Below are 21177 nucleotides of genomic sequence, written 5' to 3' on the forward strand. Positions count from 1 at the left end.
GTGATTGACTCGTCCACCCGATGGGCGTCCTGCGGAATCAGCCTCGAGTTCGGGTGGCTCATCCAGTCGATAGGCATTTCTTTGATCCGATCGGAGGATCAGTACTGGTCGCCGACCTTGATGATCTGGCCGTTCACGATGCCCTCGACGGCGAGCACATAGGCTCGCCCGACCTCTTCGTCGCTGACCGGACGATGCCCGGTGAACGACGAATAGAACTGTGGCGAACGCTCCAGCACATCCGGGGATACCGCGTTGACGCGGATGCTCCGGGGAGCCTCGGCGGCCGCGGTGATCACGAACGATTCCAGGCCGCCGTTGACGAAGGCAGCAGCTGCACAGGTCGCGATCGGTGTGCGGGCGGTTACTCCACTGGTCAGGGTGATCGATCCACCGTCATTGACGTGTTTAAGAGCTTCAATTGCGACTCCGAGTTGCCCGAGTGCCTTCGAATTGAAAGCTGCCGTAAAGTCGTCGCGATCAAGCTCGGTTACCTGCTTGTACGGTGTCGGACCGAAAGCGACGACGACCGCGTCCACCGACCCCACTTGCTCGAAAAGGGAGCGAACTGAATCCGGGTCGCCGAGATCGACAGTGACCTCGGAGTGGCGCGAAGCGCGAATGACCTCGTGGTCACGCGACTCGAGGGTGTCAGCGACGAGCGATCCGATGGCGCCCGTGGCGCCGATGATGAGAACTCGCAAGGTGTTTCTCCTTTCGTCTTTGGCGGCAGTGTTTCAGATGCTGCCCAGTTTTGTGGACGAAACCCGAATCGGTTCGCCTTCGATCAGGAGCCCGCTCCAAACGCGGCCAAGCCCAGCGATGGGTGTCCATCAATGTTGTTCCCGGCACAAGGCGCGTGGATGCCAGGTGGAATGGATGTGGAAGATGGGGGCCGTGGCGCGGGAGTCGCCAAAACCGGAGTCAATCCTTCGGCCGGAAGTCGGCGATCTGGTCGGGAGTGCGCGGCACCCACTTGGCGAGCCAACCACCGCCGAGCACCCCGAGGGCGCCGATCACAACGGACGCGGCACCCAGGCCTGACAATGCGGTGGCCGCCGAGATCACCATCGGCCCCAAGAACTGGCCGGAATCGGACAGCACACGCCAGCCCGCGAGGAACTGGGAGCGTCCGAATCGGGGTGCGGCATCGGCTCCCAAGGTGAGCACGATGCCGGAACTGATGCCGTTGCCCATGCCCAAGATGGCCGCGAGGATGGCGATCGAACCGGCGGAATGTGTGACCGGCAGCAGCGCCAGCCCGATGCCCAGCAAGAAAGTGGTCGGCACGCAGACCCACCACCTGCCGAAGCGATCCATGATCATGCCACCGGGGAAGAAGAGCAGCACCTCGAAACCCATGGACACCGCGTAGAGCAGGCTGACGGTGTGTGGCGGAAGGCCGTTGGCCTCACCCCATAGCGGGATGATCGTCTGCCGGGCGGTGCGCAACATCATGAGGGCCATGCATCCCATGCCGACGGTCAGCAGCGAATGTCTGTGGTCGGCCAACACCTTGAAGGTGTGCGGGCGCTCACCTGCCGCGTTCACCTGCTGTGCGCGGTCGGCGGAGAGCTTGGGCAGCAGCATGGTCACCGCAGCTGCCACCAGCGAGGTACAGGACGCGAAGACGAAGGCATTGCGGATCTCACCGCCGCTGATCAGCGCCGAGACCGCGAGCGGACCGATGAAGCTGCCGATCCGGAAGACCCCGCCGAGACTCGACATGCCGCGGGCGCGATACTTCAGCGGTATCGCATCGGTGACATAGGTCTGGCGGGCCAGCTGGAAGATGGAGCCGGTCATGCCGTGAATGAACACGGCGAGCCCGAGCACGGTGATCGAGCCGGCGAGATAGACGCAGACCATGATGGCGGCGTCCAACAGGCAGGCGAGCACGATGCTGAGTCGCTCCCCGAGGCGGGCGGCGATCGTCCCGGCCGGCAGGTCGAAGATCAGCATGCCGATGCCGGGGATCGCGGTGATGAACGCCGCGACCCCTGGGCTCGCGCCCAGCGCGGTCGCCTGCAGCGGGATCAGTGGGATGATCGCACCGAATCCGATGGACGCCAGCAAGGTGGGCCCGTAGATCGCGATCAGCACTCGCGCCCACTGCGCCCTGGACTGGGGCCCGGGCGCTGCATCACTCACGATTTCCAGTCTGGCACTTTTGCCCGGGAGGCTTGATCGGTGGCCAGATAGGGACGCTGCCGGCCGACGGCGTGCAGAACCTTCCGCGATTCGAAGATCAAGGGCGCCGACACGCTGGGCGATGTGGGTGTGGTCGGCCGGTTGCGGAAGATTCTGCACGATTGAACGATGCAGCGGGCTCACGAGGCGCCTTCGGGAATCACCAGTTTGCGCGGTGCAGCTGGGGCGCGCTGGGCAACTGATCCCGCGGGACGCCCAACTCGGCAGCGGCGGCCGCAGCCCAGTGCGGATCGCGCAGTGCAGCGCGTCCGACGGAAATGGCGTCGGACTGCCCGGTCGCGAGGATGGTCTCGGCCTGCTGCGCCTTAGTGATCAATCCGACCGCGCTGACAACGGTATTCGTGCCGTCGAGTGCGGTCTTGATGCGGGAGGCGAGTGGTACTTGATAGCCCGGACCCACCGGAATCGTGCCATTGCCGAGGCCGCCGGACGACGCATCGATCCAGGTGACGCCGTGGTCGGCTACCAAGACTTGCGCCAGCCGGGCGGTCGCGTCGACGTCCCAGCCATTCTCGACCCAGTCGGTCGCGCTGAACCTGATACCTAGCGGCTTGCCGGCTGGCCACACCGCACGCACGGCCGAGACAATCTCACGGACGAAGCGGCTGCGTCCGGTTTCGTCACCGCCGTACTCATCGGTGCGCTTGTTGGTGAGCGGAGACAAGAACTCGTGCATGAGATAGCCGTGCGCGCCGTGTAATTGCACGACGTCGTATCCGGCCTGGTCGGCCCGCTGTGCCGCCTGAGCGAACCTGCCTACGATCTCGGCGATGTCGTCCTTGCTAAGGTTCTCCGGGGTGCGAGTTTGCCAGCCACCCTCGGCCTCGGGAACATAGCCCGGTGTGAATCCCGGTAACCCGGGATAGGTGGAGGCCTTCATGCCGGCATGCGCCAGTTGAACGGCAGCGATCGCCCCCTGGGAGTGCTCGAAGGCGACGATCCTGGCATGGGAATCGAGCTGCTCGTCGTTCCAAATGCCCAGGTCACGAGGGGAGATTCGACCGTGCGGCTCGACGGCGGTTGCCTCGGTGGTGACCAGTCCGAAACCACCTGCCGCGAACGAGCCGAGTTGCTGAAGATGCCAATCGGTGGGCACGCCGTCTTTTGCTTCCACGCTGTATTGACACATCGGCGCGATGAATGCACGGTTGCGCACTTGGATTCCAGGGCCTTCGGCGGCGGCAAGAGTGATAGGGGAGAACAGGATCGGATCGTTCACGGTTTCAGCCTATGTGCGCGCTGGTGATGTGGGCACCGCGTATTCTGACATGTCCGCTCGAACCCTTGTGAGCGTCAATTGATGGAGGTCTGGGGCAGCCTGCGTATCCGGGCAGGTCTCTTGGTGGACGCCTTGGCTGTGGCGTCGACACTCGGACCCCTCGCATCTCGCACTCCGCAGGGCAGGAGACACGAGGCAGGGGTTGGTTCTGAGCATCGGTATGTACAGGGTTCGTCGATTCGTCCGAATAGCGTCCCGTATGCCTGGGTCCGGGTAAACGACGGGAATCGCAGAACCTCGGGTACGCCTACCTCAACGCCGAGCAAGATTTAGGATGAACTTGTTCTAGTTATTATAGAAGTATGTTGTGGCAGGTTGATCCGCGAGATCCGCAGCCGATCTATGAGCAGATCGCTGAGACCGTGCGGCGTGCCATCGCTGAGCAATCTTTGAAACCTTCCGATCGGTTGCCCGCTGCGAAAGAACTTGCGACAAGCCTGGATATTAATCTGCACACGGTGCTCAAGGCCTATCAGGAACTGCGTGATGAAGGCCTGATCGAACTTCGCCGCGGCCGGGGCGCGGTGGTGATTTCGTCCGATGCCGGTATGTCGAAGCTCACCACGTTGACCGACGACCTGGTTGCTCAGGCAGCGAGGCTGGGCGTCAGTCGGAACGAACTCGTCCGGATGATTCTGAAAGGAGACAACGGTGAGTAATAGGAGCGACTCGAAGCGCCGCCTCGATCACGGTGATCTGATGGCGCTCGCGATAAGCGCTGTTGTGATCATCATCGTGGCGGCGGGGATGACCGTGACGCTTTGGAGTGTGCGTGATCAGCTGCCCGCTGCGGTTGCAACTCACTGGGGCAGCAGCGGTCAAGCCGACAGTTTCGCCCCGCTCGGCAGCGTGTTTGTGGAAAACCTGCTCCTCAGCGCGCTGGCACCTCTCGGCTTGCTGCTTCTTCTCGGTGTGGTGATGAGACAACAAGTCCGGTATACGGCAGCATTCGCTATAGGTATGGCGGTGTTCATCGCCGGATTGAGTAACGCCAGTGTCTGGATGCAGCGGGGCATGAGCGCGGACGAAGTCGCCGCCAGCGATGCGCCGCGCCTGATGGTGGATGATTCGGTTCGTGTTGCCTGGACCGGACGAACTCGGTCCTCCGCAGTGATGTGGGCGGTGCTGGGGCTCGGCGTGCTGGCAGTGGCGATCCCGGCGATACAGACGCTTCTTGCAGGCTCGGTCGGGCTTGGGCTCCTTCTACTGATACTGGCCGCGTTTATCGCATTGAGTGCGTTTGCACTGTCGGGAACCGTGACCGTTGACGCCCGGGGTCTGCGGGTACGCTCGCTCGGCGCTATCTCCTGGGCCACGATCCCGCTGGATTCGATCGCCGGAGCGACGGTCGCCGAGGTCAGGCCGCTCGCCGATTTCGGTGGCTGGGGTCGTCGGCTCGGACGCGATGGCAGCCATGGTGTGATCACGGCGTCCGGCCCCGCGCTCAGGCTTGACCGAGGAGACGAGGGCGCATTCCTCATTACCGTGCAGGACGCAGAATCCGCCGCGGCAGCGGTGAACACGCTTGTCAATAGGAGAAACGAGAAATGAGTAGCGATGCCCGGCAGCCGGACGAAAAGTGGAGCGAGGAGGCGCGATCGGATGGCATCCAGGATCCCGAGGGCGTTCGATCTGACGGCGCTGCAACCAGCTCGCAGCAGAATCCGGCATCCATGCAATCAGAGGAGGATCCACAAGTCCCACGGCGGCCGAGAAAGACTGATGAGGGCGCGTCCGGGGATGATGCGTTGCGGCCGGATGGAGACCCGCAAGCTCCTCGGACACGAGCGCACCTGCGGCCGAAGATTGACGAGGACCTGCAAGCGAAGGCCGTGCTGCCTTCTGAGGCGCAGCCGGGCACTGACACCAGGCCGAGTTCGGGAACCGGAACTGCGTCGGCGCCGAGCTGGCGTCCGGTCATCATCTACTGTGTGGTCGCCTACGCGCTCGCCTGGTTGGCGGCGCTGCCGCTGTGGCTCGGATCAGGCCTGACCAGCCCGGCGTTCCTGGTCTGCTCGGTGACCATGATGTTCACCCCGACGATTGCCGCGGTGATCGTGACGAAATTCGTTGAGCATCGTCCAATCTGGTCCGCACTCGGCATCAAACCGAATGCCTCGGCCGGGCGGACGATCGGTTTTCTCGCGCTCGCCATGGTGGTCATCTACGCGGTAGTGCTGCTCGGGATGGTATCCAGCGCGTTGTTCGGCACTTACAAGTTCGATCTGGCGGACCTTTCCGGGTTCCGGATGCTGCTCGACTCGCAACTGGACGCGGGCGGCACGCCGGTCGAATCGTTGGGCATGCCGCTGCGGCTGGTCTGGGCGCTGCAGTTCGTCAATGTCGTCATCGGCTCGGTGATCAACGTGATCCCTGCCGCGGGCGAGGAGGTCGGTTGGCGGGGATATCTCTTCCCTCGGCTTCTCGAGCTGACCGGCTCGCTGCCCGCGCTGCTGATCTCTGGTGTCATCTGGGGACTGTGGCATGCGCCGCTGATCTTGCTCGGCTACAACTATCCGTCGAACCCCGGGCTGGGTCTGCTGGCGATGTGTGTCTTCGCCATCGGCATCGGAGCAATCCTCGCGTGGCTACGGCAAAAGGGTGGCTCGATCTGGCCGTCGGCACTGGCACACGGCTCGCTCAACGCGGCGGCCGGATCGTTCATGCTCATGTTCGCGGACGCAGACTTCACCGTCGACACCATGAGCGGGACGATCATGGGGTGGGGCGGCTGGCCGGTTCTGCTGGTGGTGGTCGTCGTGCTGCTGGTCTGTCGGGCCTTCGGGCCTGTTGCGCCTCACCGGCAGATAGGGTCAGACCATGTATGAATATGCTTTCGAGTTGGTGCCGTTCACACTCTTGCTCAAGCCCAAGGTGGACTACGCGGAAGTGACCAGGCAATACGCCGAGCAGGGCTGGCGGCTCGCACATGTCGTGTCGGTGCCATCCAATGAAGGAAACGGCCAGGCGATTCAGCTGGTTTTCGAGAGACCCTCGAAGGGTCCTCAGGATGTCACCCGGGCCGACTACCAGGCACCGCCCAATTTCAACGGTCGATGACTTCGATCCAGTAGGCACCCAGCCCGGCCGGGAAACTCGCCACCAAGCTCAGGGCAGAGTCGCCGTCCGGACGGTACTGCCCGACGATCCGGTCGATCTCGGAGGCGACCAACAGATCGCCATTCGGCAGGATCGCGAAGCCGCGCGGCTGAGCAACGACGTCCGAATGCGCGATCATCTCGCCCAGCACGCCGTGCGACGCGATGTCCAGGGCAGTGATGGTGGCTCGCGTGCGCTCCGAGCAGTAGAGCCGGGTCTCCGAATCGTCCAGATGAAGGTCGGCACCCCAGATCAGGTCCTCGGCGCGCGGATCCGCGCCGAAGCGGCTGTGGGTGAGCCCCCGGTCGGTCGGGATGCACACCTGGGAGGCGATGAAGTCGAGTGTCCCGGACGCCGGATCGCGGCGGTAGTGCAGCACCTCGCCCGAATACTCGGTGTTGACGAACACCGACTCCTGATCGCGGGTCACGATGATGTGCCTGGGCCCCGATCCTTCTGGCGCTGCAACCGTCGGCGGGTCCAGCGGCGCCAGGCCGGCATCGGTCACCGAATACTGGGCGATCAGATCGTCGTGCAGTGACACAAAGTAGGCAAACCGGCCATCGGCGCTGACTTGCACGCTGTGCAGGTTCGGGTAGTGGATCTCGTCGCCGAGCGGATGCAGCGCACCGCTCTCGTCGACCGTGAAAACCCCGCCGACGCCATCGTGGTAGGACGCCCAGAACAACCTGGAACCGTCATCAGACAACCGGAGATAGACCATCGCGCCCGGTGCCTCCACCCGGCCGACCGCTTCGAGGGTCCCGGTGGCGCGATCGAGCTTCATGGTGGTGACACCACCCGGCTTGGTGGTGCCCGCAAAAACCAGATCTCGCCGGGCATCGACCGCCAGCGGCAGCCCCGGAACGCCGACTTCACTGACCGCGAGCGGCGTCAACGTGTCCCCGGTTAGATCAAAGGTGTTGATCGTGCCGTCTTTCGAATTGCCCAGCAACACCAGAGAAGAAGTCATGGGCTGAGCCTAGCGCTCAGCCGGCGGCCGAGGTGTCGATCGGCAGCTTGCCGTCGGTCACCGCCTTCACCAGCGCAGCGTGATCGGCCTCGGTCTGGTCGGCATAGGCCCGGGCAAAATTCGCGAACGCCTCGGCTGCGGCGTCCGATCGTCCCAAATATCCGGCAATTCTGGACGCCCCGGAGGTGCGCGCATGGCTTTTCGCCAACAGCAGGCCGAGCACCCGGGCGTAGTCGGCAACCGCTCCCGCGTCCAGACCGTCGATGACGACGGCACCCTTCATATTGCGGTACTGGCGGATGTATACCTGCAAGGCGGGCGAGCCCGGCATCTCGGTGTAAGGGCCGAGATAGGTAGCGGTCGAGCGATCGGTGGATGCCGGCAGCGTGGCCCAGCCGAGCAGTGGATCGCTGACGGTCTGCAGTGACTGCTGGTACTCGACGACGCGCTGGCCCTGATGCTTGTGCCAGGCCTGCGAGCCGTGCATGAAGGGAGCCAGCACCGATCGTCCGGCCTGTTTCAGCTGCAGAAAGAGCAAGTCGTCGGGTGCCGACCCCTCCAGGAGGACGAGGAACGCGCGCAATCCGACCGAGCCCACGCCGACCACCTTGTGTGCGCAGTCGACCAGCCGATAGCCGCCGATGACCCGTCGCCACTGCAACGGCAAGGTGCCCAGGTAGTCGTCGAGGGCCTGGGTGATCTGCTCGAACCGGGAATCCGACACCTTGGTGAGCAGCGGGGCGTCTGCCTTGATCTGCAGCGCTCCGCCGTCGCTCGACGTGAGCTTCGGGAGCGCACGATCACTGGTGCGCTGTCTCGCCTTGTCTGCGGCGCGAGCGACCTGGTCGCGCAAGGACGGCTCGATGACCGTCTCGTTGAGCCGGTTGAGATCGACTCTCAGGAAGCTCCTGGCAAGCAGCGGCACCTGGGCGAGATGTGCCAGCTCGTCACGGTAGGCGGTCACGCAGGCCTTGGCCGCGTCGGAACACTGGGCTTCGCTCAGGTTGTTCTGCCGTCCGGCTACGTGGACGCTCGCCACGAGCCGCCGCATATCCCACTCCCACAAGCCGGGATGGGCCTCGTCGAAGTCATTGAGGTCGAGCACCAGCTCGCCCTCGGGGGAGCGATAGAAGCCGAAATTGCCCAGGTGCGCGTCCCCGCAGATGATCGCACTGATGCCGCTGGCAGGAAGTGAGGCGCAATCGCTGGCGCAGACATTCGCTGCACCACGCAGAAAGCCGTACGGCGACTCGGTCATCCGGGCCACGCGGACGCCGATCAGGCGCGGTACCCGCCCGAGGTGGGCGTCCATGATCTGAGTGACGGGGTCCGGACGATTGTCGGCGGGATGCCAGAACCCGAGCGTCGAGCGCGGCACCTTCACCCGCAGCGACTTGCCGTAGGCGCGGGACTCGGCGCGGCTGGGGATCGGCTTGCGTACCGAGCGGAATGCCTCGGCATCGGTCAGCGTCTGCATCGACATGATCCGATGGTAGCCAGGGAGGCTGATCAGCGATAGAGAACGCCGCCGTGACCAGGCTGCTTCGGTCATTGGGTTCGCTTTGGTTCGCATCGGGCACAAGAACGAACCCAATAACGGTATGTCGGCGCGGTTGCAGTAGCGCTCGGGGCGTTGCGGGCAGACGTCAGGTGATCTGACACTGCGTCCATGGGACGAAGCCGTCGCCTGCTCCGCCCGGGAAATCCCTCATTTGTTACGTGACTTTCCTCTAATAAGATGGCAGCGGCATCGCGGAAAGCGGTGTCGAAGGATGATCAGGAGGCCCCGGTGCAGAGCAGTAATCCCGTTTTGACAGGCCGCAATTCGTTTACGTACTTCAACCCGAATCAGCAAGGCGGCTACGCCACCGACGCCTACGGGTACCAGACCGCGAACGGCTACACCCCCCAGCCTCAGCAGGTGACCGGCCGGATGACCATCGATGATGTCATCACGAAGACCGCCATCTTGATGTTGACGCTCGTCGCCGCCGCCGGCGTGTCATGGATCTTGCTGCCGGCAACCATGCTGTATCCGGTGGCGATCGCCGGCTCGCTGGTCGCCTTCGTGACCGTCTTCATCGTGTCGATGCGCCACAAGGTGTCGGTGCCAGGAGTCTTCGCCTATGCGATCATCGAGGGCCTGATGCTCGGCGCATGGAGCAAGATCTTCGAATCGCTTTACCCGGGTCTCGTATTGCAGGCCGTGATCGGCACCTTCATCGCGGCATTCGTCGTCTTGGGTGCCTACCAGTTCTTGGGCGCCAGAGTGCGCGGACGCATCGCCAAGATCGTGACCGTTTCGATCATCGCCTACGCGGTGATGTCGCTGATCAACCTGATGCTGATCTTCGCCGGGGTGAATCTCGGCTGGGCAGCGATCGGCGCCAGCGCCGGCCCGCTCTCCTGGATCTCGGCAGGGCTCGGCGTGGTGCTCGCCGCGGCCAGCCTGCTGATGGACTTCGACGCGATCGAGCAGGGTGTACGCACCGGCGCTCCTGATTCTGAGTCGTGGCGCGGCGCCTTCGGTCTGCTGGTCACCATGGTCTGGCTGTACACCACGCTGCTGCGGATCCTGAGCTTCTTCCGCAACTAGGGCGTAGCGCCGCATCGCCGGTTTCGCCGATGGGACGCGGTAAGCGCCGCGCGGCGGAACTGAGATAAACCCTTTGCACGACATAGGCGGACGATCCGATACCGCCGATTACACCTTCACCACCGACCCGGAGTCACCCCCGGGTCGGTGGTTTTGTATTTGACCCGCATTAGCCTGGAGGCCGTGAGCGAGACGAACACCCCAACCAGACGCAAAGAATCAGCCGACCCCAGTTTGCCAAGAAATGAGACAGGGCCTGAGCCGGTGATCGATTCCTCACAGGGCGACCGTGTCGGAATGCCCTCGATTACTCATTTCGGAGCCAACCCGACGACCGACGGGGAGCGGGGATCGGCGGCCGAATTGCCTGATCGCATCCGGGTGCACGGTGCTCACGTCAACAACTTGAAGAACGTCGATGTCGAGGTTCCGCTGCGGACCCTGGTCGGTATCGCCGGGGTTTCGGGCAGCGGCAAGTCGTCGCTGGCGCTCGGCGTGCTCTATGCCGAAGGTGCCCGCAGATATCTCGAAGCGTTGTCGACCTACACCAGGCGGCGCATGGCCCAGGCCCCCAGGGCCGCGGTCGAACTGGTCGAACATGTGCCCGCCGCGTTGGCGTTGCGGCAGCGTCCGGGAGTGCCCGGGGTGCGCTCGACGTTCGGCACCTCCAGCGAGTTGCTGAATGTGCTGCGGCTGATGTTTTCGCGCCTGGCATCCCATGTCTGCCCCAACGGGCACCATGTGCCGCCCACCATCAATGTGGCTGCGGAGCGTCCGATCAACTGTCCGGTCTGTGGCGCCGAGGTGAGTGCCCCCGGCGCGGAATCGCTCGCCTTCAACTCCGCCGGAGCCTGCCCGACCTGCGAGGGAACAGGGGTCGTGCGCACCGTCAACGATGCCGCCCTGGTGCCGGATGCATCGCTGAGTTTGGACGACGGGGCGGTCGCGCCCTGGCAGATGTTCGGGTTCAACGTGCAACCCGATATCGCCCGCGAATTCGGCGTGCGCACCGATGTTGCGTGGCGTGACCTCAGCGACTGGGAGCGTCAAATCGTGCTCGACGGTCCCGAGGAGAAGAAGCACATCACGATCACCAGCAAGAAGGGCGTACACGAGCTCGACTTCACCTTCCGCAACGCCCGACTGACGGTCACCGAGGAGCTGAAACGGGCCGATAACGAGAAGCGGCTGAAACGCGTCTCCCGCTTCTTGAGCGAGGGAACCTGCCCCGATTGCGGCGGCACCCGATTGAGTGAGGCAGCGCGTGCTCCGCTGATCGGCGACCTTAACCTTGCCCAGGTCACGGCGTTCACCTTGGACGAGGTGCTGGCCTGGGCGCCCGGCGTGCCTCAGGCCTTGCCGGAAGAAATGCAGCAGATGGCGCGCGGCCTGGTCGATACGTTCGAGTCGATGGCCCGGCGGCTGGTTGAGCTGGGGCTCGGCTACCTGTCGCTCGACCGGGCCGGTTCGACGCTTTCCACCGGCGAACGGCAACGCGTCCAGTTGGCCAGGGCGGTTCGCAACCGGACGACGGGTGTGCTCTATGTGCTCGACGAGCCGTCGATCGGCCTGCACCCGGCCAATGTCGACGGATTGATCGGCGTGATGCGCGATCTGCTGGCCGACGGCAATTCGGTGGTCTTCGTCGACCACGATGTGCAGATTCTGCGCGAGGCCGGTTGGCTGATCGAGATCGGCCCTGGGTCCGGCTACGAGGGCGGTCAGGTGATCGCCCAAGGGACGGTGGACGACCTGGTCGCCTCGCAAGTATCTTCTGATTCGAATACTAAGCCCGGAGCCGACCCGAATGGAGGCACCGGCATCAGTCTCGACGCGGAGCACTACTCCGAATCCGAGTCGGATGCTGGAGCTGCAACGAACACGGGCACCCGGCTGGGCGGCCGCGGCTCCGGCTCGCGACTTGCTGGATTCTTGGCCGGGACCGAAGATGTCATCGTCCGGTCTCGCGCGAGCGCTGACCACGTCTTCGATCTCGGACGCATCAGGTTGAGCACCGATGCCGTGCATACCGTGCATCCGCTTGAGGTGAGCTTTCCTGTCGGCCGTCTCACCGCCATCACCGGGGTCTCCGGATCGGGCAAGACGACGATGATCCTGGAATCCCTGGTGCCGGCATTGGCGGCCAGATCGGATCGGGAAGATAGCGCACTTCCGCCGCATGTGCGTGCTCTCGACGCCGCGCCCGGCACCAAGGTGCATGTGGTGGACGCCACCCCGATCGGCATCAATGTGCGCTCCACCGTCGCCACCTACTCGGGGGTGATGGACGAGTTGCGCAAGGCGTATGCGGCAACGGATAAGGCCCGCAAGAAGGGGCTAACGACGTCCGATTTCTCGTACAACACGGGCTCGCTGGCCTGCCCCAGATGCCAGGGGACCGGCGAGATCTCGCTCGACGTGCAGTTCTTGCCCGACATCGACATTCCGTGCCCGGATTGTCATGGTTCCCGGTTCGCGCCCGCCGCAGACGAGTTCGTGATCGACGGCATCTCGTTGCCGGGGCTGCTCCGGTTGACCATCCGCGAAGCGATCGACGCCATCCCCGACATTGCCGGCGTGAGCCGCAGACTGCGCACCTTCGACGATCTCGGGCTCGGCTACCTGACGCTCGGCGAGGCGACCCCGGCGCTGTCGGGTGGCGAGGCGCAGCGCCTCAAACTGGTCAATCAGCTGCATCGCAATCAAAGCGACGCCGTCTTCGTGCTCGACGAGCCGAGCGTGGGCCTGCATCCGCTCGACGTGCGCACCCTGCTGCAGGTGCTGCAGCGCCTGACCGACCGGGGAGCCACCGTGATCGTCATCGAGCACGATCTCGATGTGATCGCCAACGCCGACTACGTGATCGATATGGGGCCGGGCGGCGGAGCCGAGGGCGGCCGGATCGTCGCCTCCGGTACTCCCGAGCAGGTCATGGACGCCCCCGAATCGCTCACCGGACGCTACCTCGCCCGCCACCTGGGCAATCAGCGCAGCCGGATCTGATCCAGGTGCCGGTCGAGCAGCGAGCGGGCACCCGAGGTCCACGGCAGCGCCCGCCAGCGGCGCACCGGAACCCAGCTTGCGGCCATCGTGGTGCCGCCGACGTCGAGTACCTCGGGGTCGGTCGGGTCGGGGCAGACAGCGGTGTAAATGATGCGCAACGCCTGAAAGTCCTCCAGCACGCCGGTGGGTGAGCGTCCGACCCAATGATCGGATTGCACATCGATCAGCCGCCTGATGCGAACCTGCTGCGAGCTCTCTTCGGTGATCTCGCGGACGACGCCCTCGCTGGGTGTCTCGCCCGCCTCCAGCCCGCCGCCGGGCAGCTGCCACAGCCCGGGGATGGCCGTCCGGTCGGAGCACTGGGTGCCGAGCACGCCACGCCGCGAACGGACGATGGCATACGCCGCGATCCGCTGATGGGGCACGGGACGTTCGCCGGGTGCGAGCTGCAACGCCGGGTCGAGTCCACGCGACTTCACCCGCGGCGCCCGCGAACCCTTCGTCCGCTTTCTGACTTGGGTCGTCAGCACGATCTGGTCATCATCGAGCCGGGCGCTCAACGGGCGCGTGAGCAAAAATCCGTGATGCCACAGCAGCATACGGGGGTCTTCGCCGTGGGCGAGGATCGCATTTACGGAGACCTCGGCACCAGGTGCCAGCACTCCTATGATCCTCATAGGCCCATCATGGCATGACCCATCAAGTGGCTCACGACTCGATTTTCACCCCATCGAGGTCGGTGATCATCTGCTGCCCACCCGCGGCAACGGTGATCTGTGGAGCGGCGGCGTCATTGGGCTGATCGACGGTGATGGTGACGTCGGTGGCGTCCGGTTGCTCGAGTTGCACGGGCGCCGTGCGAATAAGTTGGGCGATGACCGCGGGGTCGATCAACGTCTGATCGAACTGCTGGTTCGAGGGCGTCTCGTGGCGCTGGGTCAAGAACATCGGCACCGTTGCGGTGCGGATCCGCCGCTCGACCACGTCGGGTGTCGTCACCACATCGGCCCAGACCTGGTCGCCCACTCCGGCGGTGTTGCCGGCCGAGACGGTCACGCCCACCTGGAGCACGAGTAATCGCGTGTCATAGACATCGTCGAGACCCGCGGCAAGATCGGCGTCGTCGGTGAGATCGAGCCGGGGGATGGTCGCACCGTCACGATCGAAGAAGACGGTGGACGATTCGGGGGTCGTGGTCACGGTCATCAGCACTTGGCCGTGGTCGTACTCGTTGATCTGCAGCTCTTGCTTCTCGTTCGATCCCGAAAGCAGAGCGGCTTCGGTGAACAGCGCCGCGATATCGGAGAGATCGAAGGTATTGGGGTCGAAGCTGGTCGCGGCCACCAGGTCGGTTCCGTCATCGCTCGGAGTGATCACGCCGTTCGACCAGACCATCGAACTCGGCCGATCGCCCGAACCGATGTAGGTCACCCGCGCCTGGGTGCGGCTGATCACTACCCGGACGATCGGTTCGCCGCCGGTCGCGTCCACCAGCTCGGAGACCACCTGCTGGGCCAACCCCGGCGAATAGAGATCGGATTCGGCCGCCAGCACCGAGGCAGACGCACTGGGCGTGGACGCCGCTGTTGTCGGCGACGACTGCGCCGTAGGGGAGGGCATGGCGCACGACGACAGCATCAAACATCCGGCCAGGGCGATGGCCGGCGCGAGAGTGAATCTGCGTGCCGTCACATAGTGCAGGCTACCGTGGGTTTATGTGCCCCATCGATCTCAGCCGCCGCGCGGACGAGGTTGCCCCCGCGCTGCTGGGAGCCGTCTTGCGGCGCGGGCCGGTAGCGATACGTCTCACCGAGGTCGAGGCCTATCTCGGCATGGACGACCCGGCTTCGCATGCCTACCGCGGCCCCCATGGCCGCGCGGCCACCATGTTCGGCGAACCGGGCTGCCTCTACGTCTATCTCAGCTACGGCATTCATCTTGCGGCAAACCTGGTGTGCTCGCCGGCCGGCTCGGCATCGGCCGTGCTGCTGCGGTCGGGCGAGGTGATCGACGGGCTCGAACTGGCCTGCGAGCGACGCGGCTGGGATACGGCAGAATTGCCGCGTCCCATCTCGAAATTGGCCAGCGGGCCGGGAAACCTCGGCTCGGTGCTCGGTCTGACTCTTTCGGACGACGGCGCCAGGCTGGGCGCCGAATTCACCCTCGAACCTGGCCCGCACTCGCTACTTTCTGATTGCCACGGCTCGACCGGCAGCCGCGACCAAACAGATGCGGGCCCAGGTGGTTTCACTTCCTCGTCACAGCTCACGCGCAACCTTGATGGACAGAGTGAAACCACTAGTCACAGCGTCATGAAAGGGCCACGTACCGGTATCTCGAAGGCCCCTGATTGGCCTTTGCGCTACTGGCTTTCCGGAGAGAAGAGCGTCAGCCCGTACCGGCGCAGCGCGAAAGCGTCAAGGCCCGACATAAAAGCCTGAGGCAATCGTGCAATCCCTACCCCTGGGCTGCTTGATGGCACTAAGGTAACTGCCAACCCGGACCAATCTCATACGGGATCACAACTCAACGAAGAAGTGAGAAGCCCATGGAACAGACAAGTGAGGCCACTGCCGAGACCGAGGGTAAGACCGTGGTCGTGAGCCGGACGCTCAAGCAACCTGTGAAGGTTGTCTGGGATGTGCTCATGACCGACGATGGTGCCGAAGCCCTGCTGGGGCCGGGCGCGAAACTGGGAGCCAAGGGACATACGTGGCAGGCATATAGCGGACGCGGAGGCGTGATCCGCAGCTTCCATCCACTGGAGGAGATCCGCTTCTCGTACCGTTCCAAAGATGACGCGAAACCATCGATGGTTACGCTCAATCTCAAGCCTGCGGGCGAAGGCGAAACCGAAATCGAGATCGAACACTCAAATCTCGGCCCGGATATCGACCGCGAGTGGGCAAAAGATCGCTGGTCGGCCGCGCTGGAGCGCATCGAAAGCGACGCTCTGTAGTCAAGGATCCTCCCGGATTCAGGGACCGCCGTTCGACGCGTCAGTTTCCTGCCAAGCGATAGCGGCCCTGCAGTAAATATCAGAATCGATGTCCCGATCACTGGCGCAAGCCAGGTGATCGGGACATCTTGTGTTCGCCTCGATCGCCGAGGGCTGCGGCCGGGTAATGTCATCGTCCATGATGCGCTTTTCGAAGAATCTGCTGCTCGTGCTCGGCGTGGTGGTTGCCATCGCGTTCGTGGCGTTGATGGTCTACGACGTCGTCCAGATCAATCAGCTGCATGCGGTTGCGATCGCTAATCGGAGCGCTGGATTCGCGAATCCTCGCAACTGGGTGATGCTGGGTGCCGCGCTCGGCTTGGTTGCGGGCCTGCTGTTGGGCCTGGGAATCGCGATGCCCAGCAAGAGCTTCAAGGCGCGCTACGCCGAGATCCGCAAGCAGGAAGCGGGCGACTCAGCACGCGCCGAACTCGAAGACCAGTTCAATCAGGCCGACACGCACGTCGCTGATCCACGGGGAGCGACCGATCTCGATCTGGACGCCGGGCAGCCCGCCAAGAAACAAGACCCTGAGATCTAGACCCGCAGGGTCACCGGCTATCGGGCGGTCTCGACTCCCCAACCCGGCATAACGGTGGCGTCCGGACGGTCGGACGAGCGAGTATCCGCTTCATCGTCATCATCATCGGTCGACGCGTCGGGAGTGGCCGACGAGGGAGTCGGGGTCGGCGTGGGACTGGGCGTCTCTTCGGGAGTCATCTCCTTTTGGGGCACGCCCAAAATGATGGGCTCGGGAGACCACCGTTCGCCTGTCGGTGTGGGCGTGGCATAGCTGGTGGCCGCCGACGCTTTCGTGTCGACGGGCTCGGCCGCTGCCGCCGAACTCGTCTGTGGGGCGCGCCCTATGGCGATCGTCAATGCGACCAGCGCAACCACCAGCGCGACAGACCCGACGATCAGTGCCCCCACGAACCCACCACTGCCGTGGTGGGCCGACGTGTTCTTGCCGAAGAAGTTGAACAGCGGGAGACTGTCGCTGTTCCCCGTGGCCGATGGAAGAATCTCAGTGTTCTTCTCAGGTTTCTGGTCAGCCATCACGCCTCCTTCCGGCATTCGCTCAAGGAAAAGCCCTGATCCAGCAGTGTTCGGACCCGGCCTTTCGCACGCTTCAAACACCAATCCTAAGGGATTCCTTAAAATCGGGCCAGCCCCCGGTCGGTCGGAGCCGGCCTGCCGTCCGCTCATAGGGATCGGACGAGACTCCGCAGCGGGGTACGGGCGGCGCCGGGCAAGGCGTGCGGCAGCACATGTCATAGCTGGTTGCGCAGGAGCCGAGGACCATCGGCGGCCGCCAACGCGCGCCGGCAATCAAGTGGCGTCCGATCGCAGCCCATCACCTTGGCTTTGACAGCACAGCCCAGGCGGAGTTGGCTTTGGGTATGCCGAACGTCGACGAAGCCGCTCAACTGATCGCCCTCGATTGGGGCACCACCCACGCCCGCAGCTATCTGCTGGCGGCCGGCCACGATGCACCCCGGCTGCTCGACCAGCGGCATGGCGACGGCATTTTGTCGGTCGCTGCCGATGATCCCGACCGCGACGGGTCGTTCAATGCGATTCTCGGATCCATGGTCGCCGATTGGCTGCAGGGTGATCCCGGACTGCCGATGATCGCCTGCGGCATGGTGGGCGCTGCACAAGGCTGGCGCGAGGCAAGCTACCAGCCGTTACCCACACCCCTGGCTGCCGGATCCGGATTGACTACGGTGGATACCCACTATGGCAGGCTTCCCATCATCGGCGGGGTGAAGAAGAGCCAACCTAACGCGGACGTGATCCGGGGTGAGGAGACGCAGCTCGCGGGCTTGGTGCCAGAGCTGGATCCGGGTCAGGCGACGCTGGTCGTGATGCCCGGGACCCACACGAAATGGGCTCGGGTGCATGACGGGGTGCTGCTCGACTTCGACACCGCGATGTCAGGTGAACTTTTCTCCTTGTTGGCCGATCAGTCGATGATCGGACGCGCAGGAGCACCTGCCGCTCCCGATCAGGATTGGCGAGTCGGTTTTGACTGGGGCTTGGATCGCGCCGAGATCAAAGACTCGCTGGCCTTCGCTGCCTTCGTCATCCGCAGTTCGGTGCTCGACCGGCAACTTCCTGCCACCCAGGTGCGTGACGCGATCTCCGGTTTGCTGATCGGTGCCGAGGTGGCCGATCGTGCGGCGAAGGCCGACCTGACGCAGATGCCGATCGTGTTGGTCGGCGGCACGAGCCTGACCGAGCGCTACGTGCGGGCGTTGGCGCGCTACGGAGCCGAAGCGTCCATCGCGCCCGATGATGTGACGGTCAGGGGACTGTGGCGTTCGGCGGCCGGCGCGGGTCTGATCGATTGAGTACTCGCGTGGCGGGTGCACTGTCGGCAGCCGTCGATTGACCACATCTCGCCACAGCATGCAAGCGTGATCCGGCTGGTCTGGAAGGACGCGTTCGAGTGTGCACGACAATATCGAAGAGACAGAATCTGTATCGGTCGCGCGCTGTGGTCCACGAGTAGGGGCGGTCGCGAGCCCGCACAGGCGACGCCGTGGGAGCATGAGAGGCAGCAGGCAGGAAGGAATGATGATGGGCACCGAGGGACTGATCGCAATTTTGCGTGGCGTGCGTCCGGACGAAGCCGCCGAGATCGGAGAGGCAGTGCTGGCCGGTGGCATGACCACCTTGGAGGTGCCGCTCAACTCACCGTCGCCGCTGACCTCGATCAGCGCTCTGCGCGAGCAACTGGGTGATCGCGCAACGGTCGGCGCCGGCACCGTGCTCACCGCTGACGATGTGAATGCCTGTTACGACGCCGGTGCGCAGATCATCGTCGCACCCAACTGCGAGCCGGCGGTCATCGCACGGGCCGTGCAATTGGGCATGACACCCTACCCGGGAGTGGCGACGGTCACCGAGGCCTTCCACGCGATCAATGCGGGCGCCCGGCATTTGAAGATCTTCCCGGCAAGCGTGCTGGGGACGGCGTCCATGAAAGCGTGGCGTGACGTGCTGCCGGATGACATATCGTTCTTCCCGGTCGGCGGCATGGACGCTTCGTCCGTGCATGAATGGGCCCTGGCCGGAGCGTCCGGCGCGGGCTTCGGAGGCTCGCTCTACAAGGCAGGACGCAGCGCGTCCGAAGTCGAGGCGCGGACCGGGGAACTGGTCAAGGCATGGTTGGGGTAGTACCGCAGTCGTAGATCGTGTACGATTTCGCGCAACAGAGACGGCATGGCGAGCAAGGGGCTCGCCGACGCGGATCTGCCGATGAACTTCACCAAGACCTCATCCGGCTCGGCTGCAGAACAAGGGCAGCCCAACCAAGCGGCCTTGGTGAACAACAGGATCTCCACGTGGCGAGCCCCAGGGCGAGCAACTACTGAAGGTGCTGTGTTCGTGAGGAAACTCGCGGGTGAGTCGGCATGAGTGCGGGCGGTCGGCAGTATTCGGACGAACCAATGGAGGTTGCGCCAGTGTCCGACACTACGACGGTTGTGGAAGAACACGACCCCTATCAACTCGATCCAGCCGACATCATGGAGCCGCCCAAAGGCTGGCGGGCGAGCTTCAAGTACCTGGGGCCAGGCCTCATCATGTCGGCCTCGATCGTGGGCTCAGGCGAACTGATCGCCACCACGGTCGCCGGCGCGAAGGTCGGCTTCGCCCTGCTGTGGCTGGTGATCTTGTCCACCTTCGTCAAGGTCGCCATCCAGATCGAACTTGCAAAATGGACGATCGCCACCGGCGAGGCCGGCCTGACCGGCTTCAACCGGATACCGCCGAAGCTCGGACGGACAGGATGGATGACCTGGGCCTGGCTGCTGATGGCGCTCGCCAAGATCACCCAGATGGGCGGGGTAGTCGGTGGATCGGCTGTCTCGCTGAGCCTGCTCTTCCCCTTCGGTGGGGACCCGCTCAATAAGACAAGTCTGACGATTTGGACAATTGTCGTGGTCGCCGTAAGCATTGCAATCTTGTTCTCGAGCAAGTACGGCGTGGTGGAGACCATCTGTAGCGTCTTCGTTGTCGCGTTCACGATCATCACCGTTGCGATCGCGTTCGGGCTGCCATTCACCCCATTCGCCTATGGCTGGGCCGAGATCGCGTCCGGTTTGACCTTCGCAATGCCGGCTCTCGCGGTAGCGGTGTCGATGTTCGGTATCACCGGCGTCGGTTCTGATGAGATCACCTTCTACACCTACTGGTGTGTGGAGAAGGGATATGCGCGGTGGGCTGGCCCCAACGATGGTTCGCCCGAATGGCAGGCGCGTGCCGAAGGCTGGATCAAGGTCATGAAGAAGGATTCCTGGCTGTCGTGGGTGATCTACACCGTCAGCACGCTGGCCTTCTACATCATGGGTGCGGCGGTGCTGCATCCGCAAGGTCTCTTGCCCGAAGGCAATGCCGTCATCACGACGCTTGCCCGGATGTACACCGACTCGATCGGTCCGTGGGCCATGCATGCGTTCCTGATCTGCGCCTTCACCGTTTTGATTTCGACATTGTGGGCCGCTATGCCCAGCCACTCCAGGCTTTGGGCGAACTTCTTTGCCAATGTCGGAGTCTTCGACTGGAAGAACGATCCGAAGGCCCGGATGCGCTGGATCCGCATTTTCACCGTCTTCCTGCCGATTGCCTGGGCGGTGATGTACCTGGTCGTCCAGTCGCCGGTGCTGATGGTGCAGATCGGTGGCATCGCAACCGGCATCTTCCTGCTGGTGGTCGTGGTCGGCGTCTGGTATCTGCGCAAGACGGAGATGGTGGACTCGGTCAAGGGATCCAAGGCCTGGCTGGTGTTGCTCGTCATCTCCAGCGCCGCCATCGGCATTCTCGGCCTTTACACCATCGCGGGAGTTTTCGGCTTCAGTATCGGCTGACCTGTTCACGCACATAAGGACGCCCGGCATCTTGGCAACAAGGTGGCGGGCGTTCTCGCTGCCGGAATACCCTTAGGGCACTAATAGATCGTCCGGTTGGCGAGCGGTATTTGATTGTGCCGGATGCACCTTACCGGGCGGCGC

The 21177-nt window shown here is 64.0% G+C and carries 20 protein-coding genes; 12 read left to right on the top strand and 8 right to left on the bottom strand.

The features are described from left to right. Positions 1-98: 98 nt before the first annotated feature. The 3 genes from QQ658_RS01425 to QQ658_RS01435 all read right to left on the bottom strand — a co-directional run bounded on the left by QQ658_RS01425 (position 99) and on the right by QQ658_RS01435 (position 3430). On the bottom strand, positions 99-704 hold the full coding sequence (locus tag QQ658_RS01425) for a short chain dehydrogenase (RefSeq protein ID WP_286025909.1): 606 nt from the start codon (positions 702-704) through the stop codon (positions 99-101). Positions 705-924: 220 nt separating this feature from the next. Continuing rightward, positions 925-2151 (bottom strand): MFS transporter, encoded by a 1227-nt coding sequence (locus QQ658_RS01430; RefSeq protein WP_286025910.1) that lies wholly within the window; start codon positions 2149-2151, stop codon positions 925-927. Between the two features lie 199 nt (positions 2152-2350). Continuing rightward, on the bottom strand, positions 2351-3430 hold the full coding sequence (locus QQ658_RS01435; RefSeq protein ID WP_286025911.1) for an NADH:flavin oxidoreductase/NADH oxidase: 1080 nt from the start codon (positions 3428-3430) through the stop codon (positions 2351-2353). 362 nt (positions 3431-3792) lie between these two features. On the opposite strand from QQ658_RS01435, the gene QQ658_RS01440 reads away from it, so the two are divergent. From QQ658_RS01440 to QQ658_RS01455, 4 genes are read left to right on the top strand one after another with little or no spacing between them, the layout of a single operon-like run. Continuing rightward, entirely contained in the window at positions 3793-4149 is a 357-nt protein-coding gene (locus tag QQ658_RS01440) for a GntR family transcriptional regulator (RefSeq protein WP_286025912.1), read from the top strand. Continuing rightward, positions 4142-5041 (top strand): DUF1648 domain-containing protein, encoded by a 900-nt coding sequence (locus QQ658_RS01445; protein WP_286025913.1) that lies wholly within the window; start codon positions 4142-4144, stop codon positions 5039-5041. The genes QQ658_RS01440 and QQ658_RS01445 overlap by 8 nt, the downstream gene beginning before the upstream one ends. Continuing rightward, complete coding sequence (locus tag QQ658_RS01450) at positions 5038-6318, top strand: CPBP family intramembrane glutamic endopeptidase (protein WP_286025914.1); 1281 nt, start codon at positions 5038-5040, stop codon at positions 6316-6318. Before QQ658_RS01445 ends, QQ658_RS01450 begins: the two co-directional genes overlap by 4 nt. Beyond that, a complete protein-coding gene (locus tag QQ658_RS01455; protein WP_286025915.1) occupies positions 6311-6550 on the top strand; it encodes a DUF4177 domain-containing protein in 240 nt (79 codons plus the stop codon). The genes QQ658_RS01450 and QQ658_RS01455 overlap by 8 nt, the downstream gene beginning before the upstream one ends. Here QQ658_RS01455 and QQ658_RS01460 read toward each other — a convergent pair. Continuing rightward, positions 6537-7562, bottom strand: a complete 1026-nt coding sequence (locus QQ658_RS01460) for a lactonase family protein (protein WP_286025916.1) — start codon at positions 7560-7562, stop codon at positions 6537-6539. The genes QQ658_RS01455 and QQ658_RS01460 overlap by 14 nt on opposite strands. A gap of 16 nt (positions 7563-7578) precedes the next feature. Continuing rightward, a complete protein-coding gene (locus tag QQ658_RS01465) occupies positions 7579-9045 on the bottom strand; it encodes a DUF2252 domain-containing protein (RefSeq protein ID WP_286025917.1) in 1467 nt (488 codons plus the stop codon). Positions 9046-9351: 306 nt separating this feature from the next. On the opposite strand from QQ658_RS01465, the gene QQ658_RS01470 reads away from it, so the two are divergent. After that, positions 9352-10158, top strand: a complete 807-nt coding sequence (locus QQ658_RS01470; protein ID WP_286025918.1) for a Bax inhibitor-1/YccA family protein — start codon at positions 9352-9354, stop codon at positions 10156-10158. A 297-nt stretch (positions 10159-10455) separates the two neighbouring features. Next, positions 10456-13161 carry an excinuclease ABC subunit UvrA gene (locus QQ658_RS01475; RefSeq protein ID WP_286025919.1) on the top strand — a complete coding sequence of 902 codons (2706 nt, stop codon included), beginning with the start codon at positions 10456-10458 and terminating at the stop codon, positions 13159-13161. Here QQ658_RS01475 and QQ658_RS01480 read toward each other — a convergent pair. Both QQ658_RS01480 and QQ658_RS01485 read right to left on the bottom strand, forming a co-directional pair. After that, on the bottom strand, positions 13143-13838 hold the full coding sequence (locus tag QQ658_RS01480; protein WP_502928925.1) for an NUDIX hydrolase: 696 nt from the start codon (positions 13836-13838) through the stop codon (positions 13143-13145). The two genes, QQ658_RS01475 and QQ658_RS01480, sit on opposite strands and share 19 nt — an antisense overlap. A 31-nt stretch (positions 13839-13869) precedes the next feature. Next, positions 13870-14853 carry a hypothetical protein gene (locus tag QQ658_RS01485; RefSeq protein ID WP_286025920.1) on the bottom strand — a complete coding sequence of 328 codons (984 nt, stop codon included), beginning with the start codon at positions 14851-14853 and terminating at the stop codon, positions 13870-13872. Positions 14854-14876: 23 nt separating this feature from the next. Here QQ658_RS01485 and QQ658_RS01490 point away from each other — a divergent pair, with 23 nt between their 5' ends. The 3 genes from QQ658_RS01490 to QQ658_RS01500 all read left to right on the top strand — a co-directional run bounded on the left by QQ658_RS01490 (position 14877) and on the right by QQ658_RS01500 (position 16700). Next, complete coding sequence (locus QQ658_RS01490) at positions 14877-15602, top strand: DNA-3-methyladenine glycosylase (RefSeq protein ID WP_286025921.1); 726 nt, start codon at positions 14877-14879, stop codon at positions 15600-15602. Positions 15603-15709: 107 nt separating this feature from the next. After that, positions 15710-16120 (top strand): SRPBCC domain-containing protein, encoded by a 411-nt coding sequence (locus tag QQ658_RS01495; protein WP_286025922.1) that lies wholly within the window; start codon positions 15710-15712, stop codon positions 16118-16120. A gap of 178 nt (positions 16121-16298) precedes the next feature. Further along, a complete protein-coding gene (locus tag QQ658_RS01500; RefSeq protein ID WP_286025923.1) occupies positions 16299-16700 on the top strand; it encodes a hypothetical protein in 402 nt (133 codons plus the stop codon). Positions 16701-16717: 17 nt separating this feature from the next. Here QQ658_RS01500 and QQ658_RS01505 read toward each other — a convergent pair whose 3' ends face one another. Next, a complete protein-coding gene (locus tag QQ658_RS01505; protein WP_286025924.1) occupies positions 16718-17215 on the bottom strand; it encodes a hypothetical protein in 498 nt (165 codons plus the stop codon). A 344-nt stretch (positions 17216-17559) separates the two neighbouring features. On the opposite strand from QQ658_RS01505, the gene QQ658_RS01510 reads away from it, so the two are divergent. The 3 genes from QQ658_RS01510 to QQ658_RS01520 all read left to right on the top strand — a co-directional run bounded on the left by QQ658_RS01510 (position 17560) and on the right by QQ658_RS01520 (position 21033). Then, positions 17560-18513 (top strand): 2-dehydro-3-deoxygalactonokinase, encoded by a 954-nt coding sequence (locus QQ658_RS01510; protein WP_286025925.1) that lies wholly within the window; start codon positions 17560-17562, stop codon positions 18511-18513. Positions 18514-18712: 199 nt separating this feature from the next. Beyond that, positions 18713-19342: a 2-dehydro-3-deoxy-6-phosphogalactonate aldolase gene (locus QQ658_RS01515; RefSeq protein ID WP_286025926.1), complete on the top strand. Its 630-nt coding sequence runs from the start codon at positions 18713-18715 to the stop codon at positions 19340-19342. Between the two features lie 287 nt (positions 19343-19629). Next, entirely contained in the window at positions 19630-21033 is a 1404-nt protein-coding gene (locus tag QQ658_RS01520; protein WP_286025927.1) for an Nramp family divalent metal transporter, read from the top strand. Positions 21034-21177 lie beyond the last annotated feature (144 nt).

Origin of the sequence: Propionimicrobium sp. PCR01-08-3, assembly GCF_030286045.1 — a bacterium.
Taxonomy (GTDB): Bacteria; Actinomycetota; Actinomycetes; order Propionibacteriales; family Propionibacteriaceae; genus Brooklawnia.

What these genes read in the sequence shown, in the direction of transcription:
- QQ658_RS01440 (WP_286025912.1), top strand. Translation starts at nt 3,793, where the DNA reads ATGTTGTGGCAGGTTGATCCGCGAGATCCGCAGCCGATCTATGAGCAG.
- QQ658_RS01450 (WP_286025914.1), top strand. Translation starts at nt 5,038, where the DNA reads ATGAGTAGCGATGCCCGGCAGCCGGACGAAAAGTGGAGCGAGGAGGCG.
- QQ658_RS01455 (WP_286025915.1), top strand. Translation starts at nt 6,311, where the DNA reads ATGTATGAATATGCTTTCGAGTTGGTGCCGTTCACACTCTTGCTCAAG.
- QQ658_RS01460 (WP_286025916.1), bottom strand. Translation starts at nt 7,562, where the DNA reads ATGACTTCTTCTCTGGTGTTGCTGGGCAATTCGAAAGACGGCACGATC.
- QQ658_RS01465 (WP_286025917.1), bottom strand. Translation starts at nt 9,045, where the DNA reads ATGTCGATGCAGACGCTGACCGATGCCGAGGCATTCCGCTCGGTACGC.
- QQ658_RS01475 (WP_286025919.1), top strand. Translation starts at nt 10,456, where the DNA reads ATGCCCTCGATTACTCATTTCGGAGCCAACCCGACGACCGACGGGGAG.
- QQ658_RS01480 (WP_502928925.1), bottom strand. Translation starts at nt 13,838, where the DNA reads ATGAGGATCATAGGAGTGCTGGCACCTGGTGCCGAGGTCTCCGTAAAT.
- QQ658_RS01490 (WP_286025921.1), top strand. Translation starts at nt 14,877, where the DNA reads ATGTGCCCCATCGATCTCAGCCGCCGCGCGGACGAGGTTGCCCCCGCG.
- QQ658_RS01495 (WP_286025922.1), top strand. Translation starts at nt 15,710, where the DNA reads ATGGAACAGACAAGTGAGGCCACTGCCGAGACCGAGGGTAAGACCGTG.
- QQ658_RS01500 (WP_286025923.1), top strand. Translation starts at nt 16,299, where the DNA reads ATGATGCGCTTTTCGAAGAATCTGCTGCTCGTGCTCGGCGTGGTGGTT.
- QQ658_RS01505 (WP_286025924.1), bottom strand. Translation starts at nt 17,215, where the DNA reads ATGGCTGACCAGAAACCTGAGAAGAACACTGAGATTCTTCCATCGGCC.
- QQ658_RS01510 (WP_286025925.1), top strand. Translation starts at nt 17,560, where the DNA reads ATGCCGAACGTCGACGAAGCCGCTCAACTGATCGCCCTCGATTGGGGC.
- QQ658_RS01515 (WP_286025926.1), top strand. Translation starts at nt 18,713, where the DNA reads ATGAGAGGCAGCAGGCAGGAAGGAATGATGATGGGCACCGAGGGACTG.